Annotated in this window: 15 protein-coding genes and 1 pseudogene; 9 read left to right on the top strand and 7 right to left on the bottom strand. The window is 67.7% G+C overall.

Annotated elements, in window-relative coordinates; genetic code table 11:
* The first annotated feature begins 112 nt into the window (after positions 1-112).
* On the top strand, positions 113-922 hold the full coding sequence (locus J7E96_RS02050) for a helix-turn-helix domain-containing protein (protein WP_215126746.1): 810 nt from the start codon (positions 113-115) through the stop codon (positions 920-922).
* A gap of 13 nt (positions 923-935) precedes the next feature.
* Here the strand turns inward: J7E96_RS02050 and J7E96_RS02045 are convergent, their stop codons facing one another.
* Positions 936-1,349 carry a hypothetical protein gene (locus J7E96_RS02045; protein ID WP_215126744.1) on the bottom strand — a complete coding sequence of 138 codons (414 nt, stop codon included), beginning with the start codon at positions 1,347-1,349 and terminating at the stop codon, positions 936-938.
* A 209-nt stretch (positions 1,350-1,558) separates the two neighbouring features.
* Here J7E96_RS02045 and J7E96_RS02040 point away from each other — a divergent pair, with 209 nt between their 5' ends.
* From J7E96_RS02040 to J7E96_RS02025, 4 genes are all read left to right on the top strand, one after another.
* Positions 1,559-1,852, top strand: a complete 294-nt coding sequence (locus J7E96_RS02040; protein WP_215126742.1) for a hypothetical protein — start codon at positions 1,559-1,561, stop codon at positions 1,850-1,852.
* Positions 1,853-2,045: 193 nt separating this feature from the next.
* Entirely contained in the window at positions 2,046-2,888 is an 843-nt protein-coding gene (locus J7E96_RS02035; RefSeq protein ID WP_374196630.1) for an ABC transporter substrate-binding protein, read from the top strand.
* Complete coding sequence (locus tag J7E96_RS02030; protein WP_308295803.1) at positions 2,885-3,685, top strand: amino acid ABC transporter permease; 801 nt, start codon at positions 2,885-2,887, stop codon at positions 3,683-3,685. Before J7E96_RS02035 ends, J7E96_RS02030 begins: the two co-directional genes overlap by 4 nt.
* A gap of 10 nt (positions 3,686-3,695) precedes the next feature.
* Positions 3,696-4,487 carry an amino acid ABC transporter ATP-binding protein gene (locus tag J7E96_RS02025; protein ID WP_215126738.1) on the top strand — a complete coding sequence of 264 codons (792 nt, stop codon included), beginning with the start codon at positions 3,696-3,698 and terminating at the stop codon, positions 4,485-4,487.
* 32 nt (positions 4,488-4,519) lie between these two features.
* Here J7E96_RS02025 and J7E96_RS02020 read toward each other — a convergent pair whose 3' ends face one another.
* Together J7E96_RS02020 and J7E96_RS02015 are read right to left on the bottom strand one after the other, a co-directional pair.
* Positions 4,520-5,017, bottom strand: coding sequence for an NUDIX hydrolase (locus J7E96_RS02020; protein ID WP_215126736.1), 498 nt, complete (start codon positions 5,015-5,017; stop codon positions 4,520-4,522).
* Positions 5,018-5,118: 101 nt separating this feature from the next.
* A pseudogene (locus tag J7E96_RS02015) lies at positions 5,119-5,675 on the bottom strand (amino acid permease); the annotation flags it as partial.
* Here J7E96_RS02015 and J7E96_RS02010 point away from each other — a divergent pair.
* Positions 5,617-6,117, top strand: a complete 501-nt coding sequence (locus J7E96_RS02010; RefSeq protein ID WP_215126734.1) for a recombinase family protein — start codon at positions 5,617-5,619, stop codon at positions 6,115-6,117. The pseudogene J7E96_RS02015 and the gene J7E96_RS02010 sit on opposite strands and share 59 nt — an antisense overlap.
* 261 nt (positions 6,118-6,378) lie before the next feature.
* Here J7E96_RS02010 and J7E96_RS02005 read toward each other — a convergent pair whose 3' ends face one another.
* Positions 6,379-6,891 carry a GNAT family N-acetyltransferase gene (locus tag J7E96_RS02005; protein WP_215126732.1) on the bottom strand — a complete coding sequence of 171 codons (513 nt, stop codon included), beginning with the start codon at positions 6,889-6,891 and terminating at the stop codon, positions 6,379-6,381.
* A 38-nt stretch (positions 6,892-6,929) separates the two neighbouring features.
* Positions 6,930-7,928, bottom strand: a complete 999-nt coding sequence (locus J7E96_RS02000) for a hypothetical protein (protein ID WP_215126730.1) — start codon at positions 7,926-7,928, stop codon at positions 6,930-6,932.
* 1,555 nt (positions 7,929-9,483) lie between these two features.
* Between J7E96_RS02000 and tgmA the strand changes: the two genes are divergently transcribed.
* Genes tgmA through tgmC form a run of 3 tightly spaced genes read left to right on the top strand, consistent with a single transcriptional unit; the run spans position 9,484 to position 11,869 of the window.
* Complete coding sequence (gene tgmA / locus J7E96_RS01995; RefSeq protein WP_215126728.1) at positions 9,484-9,795, top strand: putative ATP-grasp-modified RiPP; 312 nt, start codon at positions 9,484-9,486, stop codon at positions 9,793-9,795.
* Positions 9,792-10,742, top strand: a complete 951-nt coding sequence (tgmB, locus tag J7E96_RS01990) for an ATP-grasp ribosomal peptide maturase (RefSeq protein ID WP_215126726.1) — start codon at positions 9,792-9,794, stop codon at positions 10,740-10,742. Before tgmA ends, tgmB begins: the two co-directional genes overlap by 4 nt.
* Positions 10,739-11,869 (top strand): ATP-grasp peptide maturase system methyltransferase, encoded by a 1,131-nt coding sequence (gene tgmC, locus J7E96_RS01985; protein WP_215126724.1) that lies wholly within the window; start codon positions 10,739-10,741, stop codon positions 11,867-11,869. Before tgmB ends, tgmC begins: the two co-directional genes overlap by 4 nt.
* Positions 11,870-12,020: 151 nt before the next feature.
* Here tgmC and J7E96_RS01980 read toward each other — a convergent pair whose 3' ends face one another.
* Together J7E96_RS01980 and J7E96_RS01975 are read right to left on the bottom strand one after the other, a co-directional pair.
* Positions 12,021-14,153, bottom strand: a complete 2,133-nt coding sequence (locus J7E96_RS01980; protein WP_308295802.1) for a phage holin family protein — start codon at positions 14,151-14,153, stop codon at positions 12,021-12,023.
* Positions 14,154-14,243: 90 nt separating this feature from the next.
* Positions 14,244-14,672: a hypothetical protein gene (locus J7E96_RS01975; RefSeq protein ID WP_251069261.1), complete on the bottom strand. Its 429-nt coding sequence runs from the start codon at positions 14,670-14,672 to the stop codon at positions 14,244-14,246.
* Between the last annotated feature and the right edge of the window lie 80 nt (positions 14,673-14,752).

Raw genomic sequence — 14,752 nt, 5'->3', positions numbered from 1 at the left:
GCGAAGCTCCATCCAAGAGGCGGTGTTGCTGATCAGCCTGCCACCTTCCGGCGGTGAACCGGCGGTGCATCGGCGGTTTGGCGTAACCGTCGGTCGGTTACCGTCTTGTCCCATGACAACTGTCGCAGTCGACAAGGGTGTGGGTACGCTGCTGCGCGGCTGGCGTGAGCAGCGCCGGCTGAGCCAGCTGGAGCTGGCGTTGCGCGCTGATTCGTCCGCCCGGCACATCAGCTTCATCGAGACCGGCAGATCCCGCCCGAGCCAGGAGATGGTGCTGCGCCTGGCCGAGCACCTCGACGTACCGGTGCGGGAGCGCAACGCCCTTCTGCTGGCGGCGGGTTACGCTCCTCAGTACACCGAGACCCCGCTCGACGACCCCTCGCTCGCCGCCCTGCGCGAGGGCATCGAGCGGCTGCTGGTCGGCTACGAGCCGTACCCCGCCGTCGTCGTCGACGGTTCGTACACCGTGGTCGCGGCGAACCGCGGGATGACGATGCTGCTCAACGGACTGCCCGAGCATCTCCTCACGCCTCCGCTGAACGCGATGCGGATCACCCTCCACCCGGAGGGCCTTGCCCCGCGGATCCGCAATCTGCGGGAGTGGCGCGGGCACCTCATGGAGCAGATGGAGCGCCAGCTCGCGCTGGCGAGGTCGCCGGCTCTGCGTGCGGTGTACGACGAGGTGGCGGCCTATCCCGTACCGGAGCCGGACGCGGCAGACGCGCGGCGCCCGGCGGATCCGCCGTACCCCTACTTCGCGCTGCCGCTCCAGGTCGAGCACGACGGCCAGGTGCTGTCGTTCATATCGTCGATCTCGACCTTCAACACCCCGATGGATGTGACGGTCGCCGAGCTGGCCATCGAAACGTTCCTCCCGGCCGACGCGGCGACGGTCAAGTACCTCCAGTCACTGGCCCCCTGAGTCCCCGGCCCGCTCATCCCCGGGCGCGCAGCGCGAGGTGCTGGAGCCCGGCGAAGCCGGCGACGGTCGCGGCCTGCATCGGGATCCAGAACGTCCCGGCCGTCGTCGGCGAGAACCACAGCACGAGCGCGGCGAGACTTGCCACGGCCCACGCCAGGTTCACCTCGATGACGGCCTTGACGGGCAACGCGGCGGGCTCCCGCCGGGAGGCCAGATATCCGACCCCGGCCCCGAACACCACCAGCAGCAAACCGAGTTCGAGCAGCAGCCCGGACCCGACCCCGAGCAACCGCCCGACGGGGCCGGAGGCGGCGACGTACACGAGCCCGTTGGTGGTGGTGACCACGGCGTCGAGCGCGAGGAAGCGGCGGAGCATCGTCTGCGGGTCGGTGGTCCTGGAAAGGTTGGCGAGCATGGTCGCGGACATGGCGAATCAGCCTCCGTCGGAGTCGTGCGTACGGGAAGGGATATCGGGGTCCGGGCGGAGTGCGCCGCCCGGGCCCCGGTAACCGCAACGATGCCGCGCCCACGGGAGAGCGTCGATTACTCCGGAGGTAATGGTGAAACGGGCCACAAGATCACTTCATATATAGTTACCGACAGGTAATGACCGACCCGCACCAGGGGGAAGCACTCATGCTTCGACGCATTTCCACGATGGCCGTGACCGCCGCACTGACCGGTGGCGTTCTCTTCGCGGCTCTTCCGGCGCACGCTGCCGCAACCACCGGCCAGCAGACCATGGCCGCTCGCGGCGGCGCCATCACCGTCAACATCGAAGAGCTGCGCAAGCAGTCCGCCGATCTGAAGCAGAAGGCCAAGCAGCTTGACCGGCTGGGCGAGCGCGAGGCGGCGAACCGCGCCCGTGCGCAGGCCGCGGCGGTCGACCGGAGGATCAAGCAGCTGATCGACGCCGAGAACAACATGTAGTCGGCCTCACGCCGCCACGGCACCGAGCACACGCCATCGCCCGCCCCGAATCCGTGGGGGCGGGCGATGCGCGTTGTAAAGGCACCATGAAGCTCACGCAAGATCGCCGCCAAGAAGACGTCGCTGGCTTACGATCACGGCTGACGGCTCGGTTCCCCCGCCGACGTCCGCCCCCGCCCCATGGAGGTCAACCGTGTCCAGGACGGCCAAGGGCCACCGCGCCCGCCCCATCCGTACCCTCGCCACCGCCGGCGCCGCAGCAGCCGGGCTGCTCCTCGCCGTCGGCTGCTCTTCGGACGACGAAGGGCCTGCCGAGGCGGCCGGCGGCGTACCCGTGGTCGAGAAGGGCAAGCTGACCACCTGCACCCACCTGCCGTACCCGCCCTTCCAGTCCGAGCAGGGCGGCAAGGTCGTCGGCTTCGACGTGGCGCTCATCGACCTGGTGGCCAAGAACCTCAAGGTCGAACAGAAGATCCTCGATACTCCGTTCGAGAACTTCAAGACCGGTGCGTTCCTCAACTCCGGCGAGTGCGACCTCGCCGCCGCCGGCATGACCATCACCGAGGACCGCAAGAAGAACGTCGACTTCTCCGTGCCCTACTTCGACGCCACACAGGCGCTGCTCGCGACGAAGAAGAGCGGCGTCACCTCGCTGGACGAGGTCAAGTCCGAGAAGAAGAAGCTCGGCGCGCAGGCGGAGACCACCGGCGAGAGCTATGCCACCAGCAAGGGCTTCGACCCGGTGGCGTTCGAGAGTTCCGACGCCGTACTGAACGGGCTGCGGACCGGTCAGGTGGACGCCGTCATCATCGACTACCCCGTCGTGCAGGGGTGGCTCAAGGACAAGGCCAACGCCGACCAGTTCGTCCTCGGCCAGAACATCGAGACCGGTGAGAAGTACGGGTTCTCGGTGAAGAAGGGCAACACCAAGCTGAAGGCCGCCATCGACAAGGCCATCACCGACGCCAAGGCCGACGGCACGTACAAGAAGCTCTACGAGAAGTGGATCGGACCGCTGCCCAAGGGCCAGTCGTGACCTCTCGCCTCTCCAGGCGGCAGCGGCGCCGTATCTCGCAGGGCATCCAGTACGCCATTTTCGTCGCGGCCCTGGTCCTGGTCGGTCTGCTGGCGGACTGGGACCGGCTGCAGAACCAGTTCGCGCAGAAGGACCTCGTAGCGCAGCTCTTCCCGGAGATCATCACCACCGCCCTGCGCAACACGGTGGTGTACACGCTCTCCGGCTTCGCGTTCGGGCTCGTACTGGGCCTGGTCGTCGCGCTGATGCGGCTGTCGTCCGTGGCCCCCTACCGGTGGCTCGCGAGCGTCTACATCGAGTTCTTCCGCGGCCTGCCCGCCCTGCTGATCCTCATCTTCGTGGGCGTCGCGGTGCCGCTCGCGTTCCCGGGGACCGAGATTCCCGGCGGTACGTACGGCAAAGTCGCCCTGGGTCTCGGTCTGGTGGCCGCCGCCTACATGGCCGAGACCATCAGGGCGGGCATCCAGGCCGTGCCCAAGGGACAGATGGAGGCCGCGCGTTCGCTGGGCTTCTCTCATGGGCGGGCGATGGTGTCGGTGATCATCCCGCAGGCGTTCCGCATCGTCATCCCGCCGCTGACCAACGAACTCGTCCTGTTGTTCAAGGACTCCTCGCTGGTGCTGTTCCTCGGCATCACCCTCGATGAGCGGGAACTGACCAAGTTCGGCAGGGACCTCGCCAGCCAGACCGCCAACTCCACCCCGATCCTGGTCGCGGGGCTCTGCTACCTGATCATTACGGTGCCGCTGAGCTTCGTGGTGCGCCGCCTCGAGGCCCGTGCCGACAAGGCCAAGTGAGGACGAGCAGATGCCAGAGCCTGAGATCGAGATCCGCTCTCTGCACAAGTCGTTCGGGGACAACCACGTCCTGCGCGGCATCGACCTGGAGGTCGCCCGGGGGGACGTGGTGTGCGTCATCGGTCCCTCCGGGTCGGGCAAGTCGACGCTGCTGCGGTGCGTGAATCTGCTGGAGGAGCCCAGCTCGGGCCAGGTCTTCGTCGGCGGCACGGAAGTCACCGACATCGAGGTCGACATCGATGCGGTACGCCGCCGGATCGGCATGGTCTTCCAGCAGTTCAACCTCTTCCCGCACGTGACGGTGACCGAGAACCTGACCCTGCCTCAGCGACGGGTGCTGGGCCGGAGCAAGGCCGAGGCGGCAAAGACCGCCCGGGAGAACCTGGAGCGGGTCGGGCTGTCCGACAAGGCCGACGCCTACCCGGCGCAGCTGTCCGGCGGGCAGCAGCAGCGGGTGGCCATCGCCCGTGCGCTGTCCATGGGGCCCGAGGTGATGCTCTTCGACGAGCCCACCTCGGCGCTGGACCCGGAGCTCGTCGGCGACGTACTCGCGGTCATGCGGGTGCTCGCCTCGGAGGGCATGACGATGATGGTCGTCACCCATGAGATGAGCTTCGCGCGGGAGGTCGCCGACCGCGTCGTGTTCATGGACGGCGGGGTGATCGTCGAGGAAGGCCCGGCCGCGCAGGTCGTGGGCGATCCGCGACACGAGCGGACCCGGAACTTCCTCAACCGCATCCTGGACCCGTCCGCCGCCGAGGCACCGGGCCCGGAGACCGCGGGCGGTCCCGCGAAGGACTGACCCGGCGGGCGGTCCCACGTGGCTCTTCGGGGTCAGCGGGCGGTCGGGTAGCAGTGCGCGGAGTCCTGTGGGATGTCCATGTCCATGTCCGGGCGCCAGGCGCGCAGTGCGGACGCCGACGGCACGAAGAGGTCCCTGGGTACGCCGCCGTCCGTCCCGAACCACTCCCATCGCACGATCTTGTGCGGTTCGGTGACGCGCGGCGTGCCCGTGGCGCTCTCCAGCACCGCCGCGGCCGTCACGCGGGTGACGCCGCGGGCGCCGTCCACCAGTACGGCGACGATGCGTACCCCGGCGGCGTCGGCGCGCAGGGAGGTCTCCTCCGCCAGCTCGCGCACGGCGGCCTCCTCGAAGCTCTCGCCGGGGTCGACCTTGCCGCCGGGCAGCTCCCAGCGCCCGTCGTGCCCGAGCCCGAGCAGGATGCGGTCGCCGGGGCCGACGACGATGACACCGACGCCGGTCAGACCGTTCGGGGTGGGGAAGGCCCGCTCGGGGCGCTCGGCGGCCGGCGTCACGGGGTGGGCGGTCATATGTTCCTCCTGGTCTCGGACGGAGTCTTTCCCCTACCCGCCCCTTCCCACAACTCGGGCTCCGCCCCAGACCCCGCTCCTCAAACGCCGAGGGCTGGATTTCAGGCGGCCGCGGCGCCGGTCTTGCGGGCCGCGATCCACGCGTAGACCAGCACGCCCGCGAACAGGAACAGCACGCCCTGGTACACCGCCGCGTAACCGGACCCCGCCACCAGCCACATGGAGAACCCGAAGGCGAGGACCGCGAGGACCGCGTCGCGGAACAGGCGGGGCGGTTGACGCGGGCGGACTGCCCCGACGCCAGGAAGTAGATCTGGGCGGCGGTCGACAGCAGGTAAGGGACGGTCGCCGTGAACGTGGTGACCAGGACCAGGATCTCGAAGACGCCCTCGGACCCGGCCGTGTAGTTGTAGACCGTCAGAAGCGAGGCCAGTACGGCCGTCACCAGGACGCCCACCGTCGGAACACCGCGCCGCTTCGTGGCGAATACCGCCGGGAAGAGGCCGTCCTTCGCCGCCGCGTACGGCGTCTGCGCGCTCAGCAGCGTCCAGCCGTTCAGCGCGCCGACCATCGAGACCAGGGCCGCGCAGGCGACAGCCGTGCCGCCCCACGAGCCACCGAACATCGCGTTCACGGCGTCGGAGAACGCGTGGACACTTTCGGTTCCGAAGAGCCGACGTTCCTGGTCACAGGAACGGAGGCAGGAAGATTGTCTGCATGTTCCACGCAACACCACCTGTTCCCCAGCGCGTGATCCTTTCAGCGCGCCTGAGCCGCGACGACGACAAGTCCACGTAATTGAGAGGCAGATCAATGCCCTCCGGACATGGGCCATCGACTGTAATCACCACGTCGTCGCAGAGGTGGAAGATCGCTCGGTTTCCGGCAACCTGGCCCCGTTGAGCCGTCCGAAACTCGGGAAGTGGTTCACTCCCGATCACCTGGAGATGTGGGACGCGCTCGCGGTCTCCACCCAGGACCGCATGAGCCGTAATGATCTCCAGTTCATGGGTTTCATCCAGCATGTCATGGACTGGGGCAAGAGCATCGTCATCTTGGACGACCCGAGCTTCGACATCCTCTCCCAGAAGGCCGGATGATCGCCTACGCCAAGGCCACGATGGCGACGAAGGAGCTTGAGCGCATCACCAAGCGGATCATGGATACCCAGAAGTACCTGCGCGAGAAGGGTTACTACGGGGGCAGCTGGCTCCCGGCCGGGTACATCCCCGTGGCCGGCATCCTTTCGGAACACAAGCTCTTGCAGGCCGAGGAGTATTTCAGCCCCATCCTGCGCAACGTCGGGATGAACTTCCGAGCACGCTCAGGGCCCCACCCCTCGGCCAGGGCGGGGCCCTCGTTCAGAGAGATCTGCGGGAGCGCCGTGCCATGCACACGAGCCAGGGGGACTCGGGCGCTGGTTGCACCACGCCGATCTCCTTGTACCCCCAGCCCTCATACAGCCGCATGACCTTTCCCTCGCCTGCGGCTGGGTTGACCATCAGCGTCGTATGAGGTTCCGCTCGGTGAGTCAGCAGCTCATCGTGCATCTGTCGGGCGACGCCTATGCCGCGCCACGAGGGAATCACGCCGATCTCCTTCACCGCGACGGCATCCCGAGCGGCGTACCGGCTGGGTGGTGGCGTAGTCATCCGCTTCCACCAGCGGTCTCCAGGCGACACCGTATTGCCGTACGCGTATCCGACAGGCTCACCGGTCTCCGAGTCATGGCCGATGACGGCGGCCCAGCCGGGCTCGACCCCGTGCCGGTCCAAGCGCTCCAGGAAGACGCCCACGCGGTAGTTTGGATGATCCAGCAGGTCAGCGCGCACCTGCTCGTACAGACCTGCCAGCACTGCTCGAAGGTGGGGCATGTATGCGGTGTGATGTTGCAAACGGGCCGTACGTGATGTCACCGATGGTTCTCCTTGACCGGGAAGGTGTGATCGCACCACAGGGCGGTGTGAGGGTTCGCAGGGGTGATCTCCATGAGCCGATTGCCAAAGCTGGTCAGCATCCCTACAACCCGAGGATGACTCACTGCTGCGTCTGCTGGCACCCCCATAGCCGTTGTGACCGCCGCCTCCACCTCGCCCTGTTCGAGCTGGGCTCGGGCAAGACGGGCTGTAGTGATTGCCCGCGACCGGTGCATGTGCGGGCGAAGAGCGGCGAGGCAGCGGTGACCATGCGCTTCGGCCTCTGCCCAACGCCCAAGACTCAGGTACGCCGACAGCGCCAGGGAATTGATCTCCGCCACGTCATAGAAGGCGAGCAGCCATGACGGTCGCCCCGCATCATCGCGCCGCTCCGCTCGGTGCCATGCTTCTTCCGCCTGCCTGAATGCGCGACGTGTCGCACTGGCGTCGCCGCCAGCAGCATGGATCGCCCCATGCCGCGCCAGGCCCAGCGACGCGAACATGGGGTCTGTCCGCACAATGCCAAGGTTCCTGGCAACCATGTTGGCCGCCTCGGCTTCGCCTGGCCGACCCATGTGTCGGTACATCGTCCCCACGTGCGACCAGATCCGAAACTGAATCGCCTGATCACCAGACATAGCAGCGATTGTCTGCGCCTGCGCCATGTGTTGGCGCGCGTCATCGAAGCGCCGGCCGTCGATGGCCGCCCACATGGCCGAAGATCTGAACGCTGCCGCACACCCGTACAAGGCTCGGCGTACGCGCTGCGATGCCGTGCCCGCTTCCTGCAAGGCCAGTGCTTCGTCGGCCAGCCGAGCGGCCTCGTGCTCAATCCCGAGCTGGCCACCATGCCGATGATCAGAAGCGATGATGTCCGCAAAGCTCTGCCGGATGCGGGCCACGTCGGACATACCGACTCGGCTCGACGCACGTGCAGCTACCGGGGACGCCGATCCCGCCACGGCGGTTGCGGCGAGGACAGAAGTGGTGGTCATGAACCTACGGCGTTCCACTGGCGACTCCTGGTGAGACGTGCTGTGCGTGTCGCGGCTTCGACGCACGAACCCTAATTCCGCAGCGGACTTGCCTGAGACAAGTTCAAGAGCGCGCAGTTGCGCCCCCTTCGGGCACTGGACACGACCCGATCGCCAGGCGCGGATGTTGGAGTCCTCTAATCCGCCCATCCGGCCGGTTAGCTCGCCAACGGCCCGATTCACCAGGTCAGCGAGTCCCCGCGCCGATAGGTCCTGCTCTTCCATCCATACCACGAGTGCGTCGTTTCGCCTTGTGTCCACAACTCCACGGTAGGGCTCGCTGCCCCATGCACGCATGTAAACGACAGGTCAAATCGCCCTAGGGAACGCTGCATTCAACGACGTTGTTCGCCCTACCCGCCGGTTGAGCATCGGCGTTGACTAGCTGTCAGTCGCCCGGAGCGCCACCTTCAACCACTGGCTCCCCCAAACTCCGGGCGACTCCTCCCCTACGACGGCAGGAGCAGCGCCATGGACAGGACCCTCCCCAGTCGCCCGACCCGACGCCACGACGCTGTCCTGGAGCCCGCCTCAGAGCGTGCGCCCTGCAATGACCCCGAGCCTGTCCCTTGCTGCTTGACCTGCACCCGCATGGACGAGGAGCGCGCCGAAGCCCACCGCGAGCAGGACTTCCGAACCGTAGGGGAGTGCAACAGGGAGATCTTGAAGCACCCGCATCGAAAGATGAGGGCGGCGAAGTTCTCGTGACCATGTCTGTGCGGGTCTCCCGTGACGGCGGAAAGACCTACAACGCTCAGGTTGTGTATCCGAGCAGCACAAAGACCAAGCCGCTCACGCCGGAGGCGTCGTCCAGGTGGCCGCCCTCTAAGTGCTACCGCTGCCGAGAGAAGGGACTGAAACGTGAGGCGTCCTAGCACCGCCGACATGGCCCTCAGCGTCGTGTGGGCGAGCGCCGTCGCTCTCTTGACCAGCCGAATTATCACCGGCTGACTTGCGGCTCGATCCCATCGAGTCTTATCCATCTGCTTCACCGTCGGCCAGATCTTCCAGCCGTCCGGGTGGGGCGGATCTGACCCCACAGCCATAAGCCGAGGTCCTCTTATGACCAAGACCAACAGACCCTACAGGCGCATTACCCTGCAGGCCGGGCAGCTCGTGTACGACCCCGCCTCCGAGATGGTTGGGGTCGTAGACCACCTGGTCAGCTCCAACATCGCGGTCCTCAAGCGCCCCTGGGGCAACACCTTCAAAGCGAACAAGTGCCGGCTGAGGGCGCCCACGGAACACCAGCGTCGGCAGTACGCCAGCCTGGTCAAGCTCGCCCGCGATAGGGCGGCCCGAACCGCTTAGCAGACTCCCCGCCCCGGAGCAGTCCTGTACGCAACGGCACGGCCAGGTCTGATGGAAGGACCGGAGATCATCACCCGTTCCGGGGTGGGGGCAGTTCCCCGCCCCCTACTCGACGCCAACGGACGTCACACCAAGGGCTCTTGTAGGGGGCGGGTCAGCTCCATCGTTTGACCGCAATCGACCACCACTGACCACGGAGGCATTGATGTTCGTTCACTCCGACCGGATTCCGCAGGGGACGCCGCTCCCCAACGGCATCAGCACGCCCGTCCCCTGGGGTGTGCGCCGGATGGCCCCGTACCCCGCCTTCGCTCCCGGATACGCGAAGGTCGTACTGGACCCCGTCTCCCAGACCGGTCGCTACTTCGACCAGGCCGGCAAGCCGCTCATGATGCCGGGTCACGGCACCAGCTCGGGAACCAACCCGTCCACCAACACGGGCAACCCCTCGGACGGCAGCAGTGGTGGCGGCTCCGGTGGCGGAGACTCGGACACGGGTAACGACACCGACCAGTGACTGACCTCGGTCCGGTGCTGGTCGTCACCAATCTGGACGACCCCACGGCCGACCTGGTGATTGACGAGCTGCACGGCCGGGGAGTCCCGGTCGTGCGGTTCGACTCCGGGGATTTCCCCACCACCTTGTCGATCGCGGCGCACATCACGCCTCACGGCATCCAGGGGTCATTGACGACCTCCACCCGCACCGCGGATCTCACCCGGATTCGCTCGATGTACTACCGCCGGCCATCGGGTTTCGCATTTCCCCACCTGGACGAACAAACGGCCCGATTTGCGATCACGCAGGCGCGCTACGGGCTCGGGGGAGTCATGGCCTCGCTCCCTCACTGCCTCTACGTGAACCATCCGCACAGGATCGGGGATGCCGAGTTCAAGCCCTCCGGTCTCGCTGCGGCCGTTGCGAGCGGATTCCGCGTTCCCGCAACGCTGATCACTTCGGACCCGATCGAGGCCCGCAAGTTCATCAGCCACTACCAGTCGGTCATCTACAAGCCGCTAGCGACGCCGCTGTATCGGCTCGACGGGATGTCCTCGACAGTGAAGGTCGAGGAGGTGAGCGCCGACGAGATCGACGACTCCATTTCCGGCACGGCCCACCTCTTCCAGCACCGCGTTGAGAAGATCGCGGACGTGCGGTTGACGGTCATGGGCGAGCAAATCTTCGCCGTCCGCATCGACTCGGACCTCTTGGACTGGCGTACCGACTACTCGAAACTCACGTACTCGGTAGTCCCGCTACCTCCAGGGACCGAGGAGTCGATCCGTGCCTACCTCAAACACTTCGGGCTGGTCTTTGGTGCGTTCGACTTGGCCATCGACGCAGTTGGGCAATGGTGGTTCCTGGAGTGCAACGCGTCCGGCCAGTGGGCTTGGCTGGAGCCGGAAACTGGTCTGCCGATGACTGCGGCAATGGCAGACCTGCTGGAGAGGAAGACGACATGAGCAACGAAGAGCAGGAGTTTCGCCTCCGGCTCGCGAAGACGTTGACGACCAACGGGCATCTGCGGACGCAGCCCTGGCGCGACGCGGTGGAGTCCGTGCCCCGACACGAGTTCCTTCGCGGCGGGTTCTTCGACAGGATCGACGGAAACGGGCCTACGGCCTGGACGCCGATCATGCCCGACACTCCGCTGTGGCTGGAACGGTGCTACGAGGACGAGTCACTGGTCACTCAGATCGCCGGCACGATCGTTCCCGCCGATTTGCGGGGCGAGATCATGCGCCCCCCTACGTCCTCCAGCACGATGCCGGGGCTGGTCGTCCGCATGTGGGAAGACCTCCAGGTGCAGGACGACGATCGGGTTCTCGAAGTCGGTACGGGCACGGGCTACTCGACCGCGCTCGGCTGTCACCGCTTGAGTGACGAGCAGGTGACCTCGATCGAGGTCGATGCGGGAGTATCCGGACGCGCAGGAACGGCACTGGCCAAGTGCGGCTACCACCCCCACCTGATCGTGGGTAACGGACTGGCCGGGTACACGGGCGGTGCGCCCTATGACCGCGTGATCGTCACGTGCGGGCTCGTCTCCGTTCCGTATGCGTGGATCGAGCAGACGCGACCGGGCGGGACCATCCTCGCCACTCTCGGCGGCTGGATGTTCTCCTCCGAACTCGCCCGGCTCACAGTGAGGGACGACGGGACAGCATCGGGGCCCTTCCTCGGCGGCCAGATCTCCTTCATGCTCGCTCGCCCCCAGTCGCCTCCCCCGCTCGGACTGCTGCCCGACCTCGACCAGGGCGACGAGCGGCCTACCACTCTTGGGGCGGACGTGATCAACCACTGGGACACGCGGTTCGTCGCCCAGATCGCCGCCCCCGGCGCCCAGCGCGTCAGCCTCGACCGCGATGGCCGTACGGAACACGTACTGGTCGATGTTGCTGACGGGTCCTGGGCGGCACTATCTGAGACTGGCGGACGCTGGACTGTCCGCCAGGGAGGCTCCGAGCGGATCTGGGACGACATCGAGACCTACGTGCGCCTCTGGCGCGAGGCCGGCTCCCCGGCCCTGGACAAGTTCGAGGTGTCGGTCACCCCGGACGGCCAGAAGATCACCTGGCAGAAGCCCTGAGGAGCGCCAGAACACAGAAGATCCCCGGCCGCGGCCGGGGATCTTCTCGCTTTCTCTGGCACCCCTGCTCCTGGTGGCGTCTGTCAGGCAGACCGAAGCGCCTGGCGTGCTTGCCCTGACCATGTTCGGGTACGGGGAACGGTGCACCAAATCAGGCGGATTTATCCTGTACGGCGCCATCGCCAACCGGAAAAGGCTCTTCCGCTTCCGTTTCCGGCCGGGAATCCTGCGTCGCCACCACCGTCACCTGCGGCCCCTGACACTCGCGCAGCCACCGCCGCAGCACCCGGTGCACCTGCTCCGCGCCGGCCAGCTCCTCCCCGTCGGGGACGGGTGCGGAGAGAACGTACGGGGAGAGGAGGAACGGGCGGGCCTGTTCGCCGCCGAGGCCGCCGTGCGAGCCGATCTGCTCCTCGAAGGCGTGCACGCGGCCGGTCTGCGGATCGTGCCAGGAGTTGACCATGATGTCGGCGACATGCGGGAAGCCGGAGCTCCTGCGCACGGCGTCGGCGGCGCCCTTCCCGAAAGCCGAGAGCAGCACCGTGTCGCCCGTACCGTCGCCGTCCAGCCGCAGTTCGGCGCCGCCCGCCCCGAGCACCAGTGCGCCGTGCTCCTCGCTCCGTACGAGCACGAAACCGATGCCGGGGTGATTGGCGAGCGTCGTCAGCAGCGCCGGATGGTGGCGGTCGATCTGCTCGCGCGTCGCACGCCCCGCCGCGTCGGGGAAGGAAATCAGCCCCAGATTGCCCGATGCCAGCACGACCGGGTCGGTGACCGGCTCCGGGTGCTCGGGCTCCTCCTCGTCGTCGGGCACCGGCCGGTGCAGCGCGGTACGTACGGCGTCGCGCGCCTCCGAGGCGCTCGTCGTGCTCGCCGCGCGGCGCGGGACGGGCAGCCCGCACCCCGCCCTGACGAGGTTGGAGAGGGCGAGCCCGTACGCGGCCTTGAAGGTCTCCCCCGGGCTCTGCCCGTGGTCGGACAGGAGCACGATCCGGTACGCGCGCGGGGCGTGCTCGGCGACCTTGGCGATCAGCTCCACCGACCGGTCGAGCCGCTCCAGAACCTTCAGCGCGTCCGTGCTGTGCGGCCCCGAGTGGTGCGCCACTTCGTCGTACGCGACCAGGTCGGCATAGATGGCCGTGCGTCCGGCGAGCATGTCGCCGAGCACCGACGCGACCACCACGTCCCGCTGCACGACGGTCGCGAAGGCCCGGATGAAGGGGTAGAGCCCGCCCCGCTTCACCCGCGGGATGTCGCCGCGCAGCCGTGCGCGCGTGGACTGGCCGATCTCCCGGACGACTTCCGCGACGAAGGACACGGCCGTACGTACGGCGTTGGCCGGGTCGGAGAAGTACGCGAAGTAACCGGCCCGCGACCGGTTGGACCGGCCGCGCCGGGCGGTGATCGACAGGACGAGGGCGAGCTGGTCGGCGCCGCCGCTGAAGAGATTGCCGCGGCTCGCGCCGTCGAAGGTGAGCAGTCCGCCGTCTCCCGTACGGGCGACCGCGCGGCGCTGCATGAGGGCCGCGCTCGCCGGTCGGCTGGAGACGACGACCTCGCGGGTCTCCTTCTCGTACCAGCGGAAAGCGGGGACGTCGTGGTTGGAGCCGTGGAGTATGCCGAGCTGGCTGGCGCCGGTCTGGCTGGACCAGTCGGTGCGCCACGGGGTCAGCCGGTGCGTGGGTTCGTCGCCGTCGAGCCAGGCGGCGACGGTCGGCATCAGTCCGTCGGCGACCGCCTGGAGCAGCACTTCGTGGCCGACGCCGTCGAGCTGGAGGAAGAGGGTGCCGGGCAGTCCGTGGCGTCCGTCGTCGCCGCCCCGCCGGTGGCGACGGTGGGCGAGTCGGTAGAGCCTGCGCCGGTACGCGGTGTCATCGCGTACCGCGAGGGCTCCCGAGGTCGCCGAGGCGACGGCGGACATGACGGCGGCGACGACCACCGCGGTCTCGGGCTCGGCCTCGCCGCGCCCGTCGGGGATGAGGCTGAGCGCGATGAGCAGGAGCGAGCCGTTGAGGAAGAAGACGAGCAGGCCCAGTACGAGTACGGGTACGAGCAGCAGCGCCCGTACGGCCAGGGGCCACACCAGCGCGCCCAGCAGACCGAACGCGCCCGCGCCCCAGACCGCGGTGAGCGCGACACGGGTGATGCTGTCGCCGTCGTCGGCCTTGAGCTGGAAGTCCGGCAGGATGCCGGCGAGCGCCAGCATCGTGAGCGTCGACACCATCCATACCGTGACCACGCGCAGAAGGGCGCTGCCCGCGCTGCGCCATCGCCGTCGGACCACGCCGTCCCCACCTCACGTCCCGGGCCGAACCTGGGGCCCGCTTCCTTTCCAGCGTGGCACAGCGTGGTGAAGTGCCCGGGTCGGAAACCGTCAGCAGCCGTCGTAACCGGCCGTCGGCATCGACAGTCTCCGGTGCACGCCGGCCTTCATGGCCGCGGTGTACGCGGGCTCGTCGAGGCCTGCCGTCTCCAGGCGTACGCCCCGGCGCTCGCATTCCGCGGCGAATTCCGGCACGGACGTCAGGGCCCGCTCCAGCACGCGTTCGTTGGGCACGACGAAGACATCCACCGTGCTCGCCTCGACGTCCGCCCACAGTGAGCAGTGGTCCGGGGCCATCGCGTAGAAGATCAGCTGCCGTGTGACGACATAGCCCTTGTCCGCGGCCCACCGCGCGCACATCGCCTGCTGGCTGCGGGTGTCCACCAGGAACGGATCCCTGTCGAGCTCTTCGAGCGGAGTCAGGCTGGCGATGGCCGCCACTCGTACGTCGTCCCGTACGTCGTCCCGCATCTCGTCCATGACCCGCCCCCGCGCTAGCTCTCGCGGCCGACCCTACTCCGATCATGTCACGGGGAGGAGGCGCAATGAGGGGCGCTCCG

It is taken from the genome of Streptomyces sp. ISL-96 (assembly GCF_018614035.1).
Lineage (GTDB): Bacteria > Actinomycetota > Actinomycetes > Streptomycetales > Streptomycetaceae > Streptomyces.
This window is presented reverse-complemented; position numbering and strand designations above follow the sequence as displayed.

Bases quoted from the DNA above. Each gene is read 5' to 3' on its own strand.
- tgmC (WP_215126724.1), top strand. From the start codon at position 10,739: ATGAGCAACGAAGAGCAGGAGTTTCGCCTCCGGCTCGCGAAGACGTTG.
- J7E96_RS02025 (WP_215126738.1), top strand. From the start codon at position 3,696: ATGCCAGAGCCTGAGATCGAGATCCGCTCTCTGCACAAGTCGTTCGGG.
- J7E96_RS02020 (WP_215126736.1), bottom strand. From the start codon at position 5,017: ATGACCGCCCACCCCGTGACGCCGGCCGCCGAGCGCCCCGAGCGGGCC.
- J7E96_RS01975 (WP_251069261.1), bottom strand. From the start codon at position 14,672: ATGGACGAGATGCGGGACGACGTACGGGACGACGTACGAGTGGCGGCC.
- J7E96_RS02045 (WP_215126744.1), bottom strand. From the start codon at position 1,349: ATGTCCGCGACCATGCTCGCCAACCTTTCCAGGACCACCGACCCGCAG.
- J7E96_RS02050 (WP_215126746.1), top strand. From the start codon at position 113: ATGACAACTGTCGCAGTCGACAAGGGTGTGGGTACGCTGCTGCGCGGC.
- tgmA (WP_215126728.1), top strand. From the start codon at position 9,484: ATGTTCGTTCACTCCGACCGGATTCCGCAGGGGACGCCGCTCCCCAAC.
- J7E96_RS02005 (WP_215126732.1), bottom strand. From the start codon at position 6,891: ATGCCCCACCTTCGAGCAGTGCTGGCAGGTCTGTACGAGCAGGTGCGC.
- J7E96_RS02000 (WP_215126730.1), bottom strand. From the start codon at position 7,928: ATGACCACCACTTCTGTCCTCGCCGCAACCGCCGTGGCGGGATCGGCG.
- J7E96_RS02040 (WP_215126742.1), top strand. From the start codon at position 1,559: ATGCTTCGACGCATTTCCACGATGGCCGTGACCGCCGCACTGACCGGT.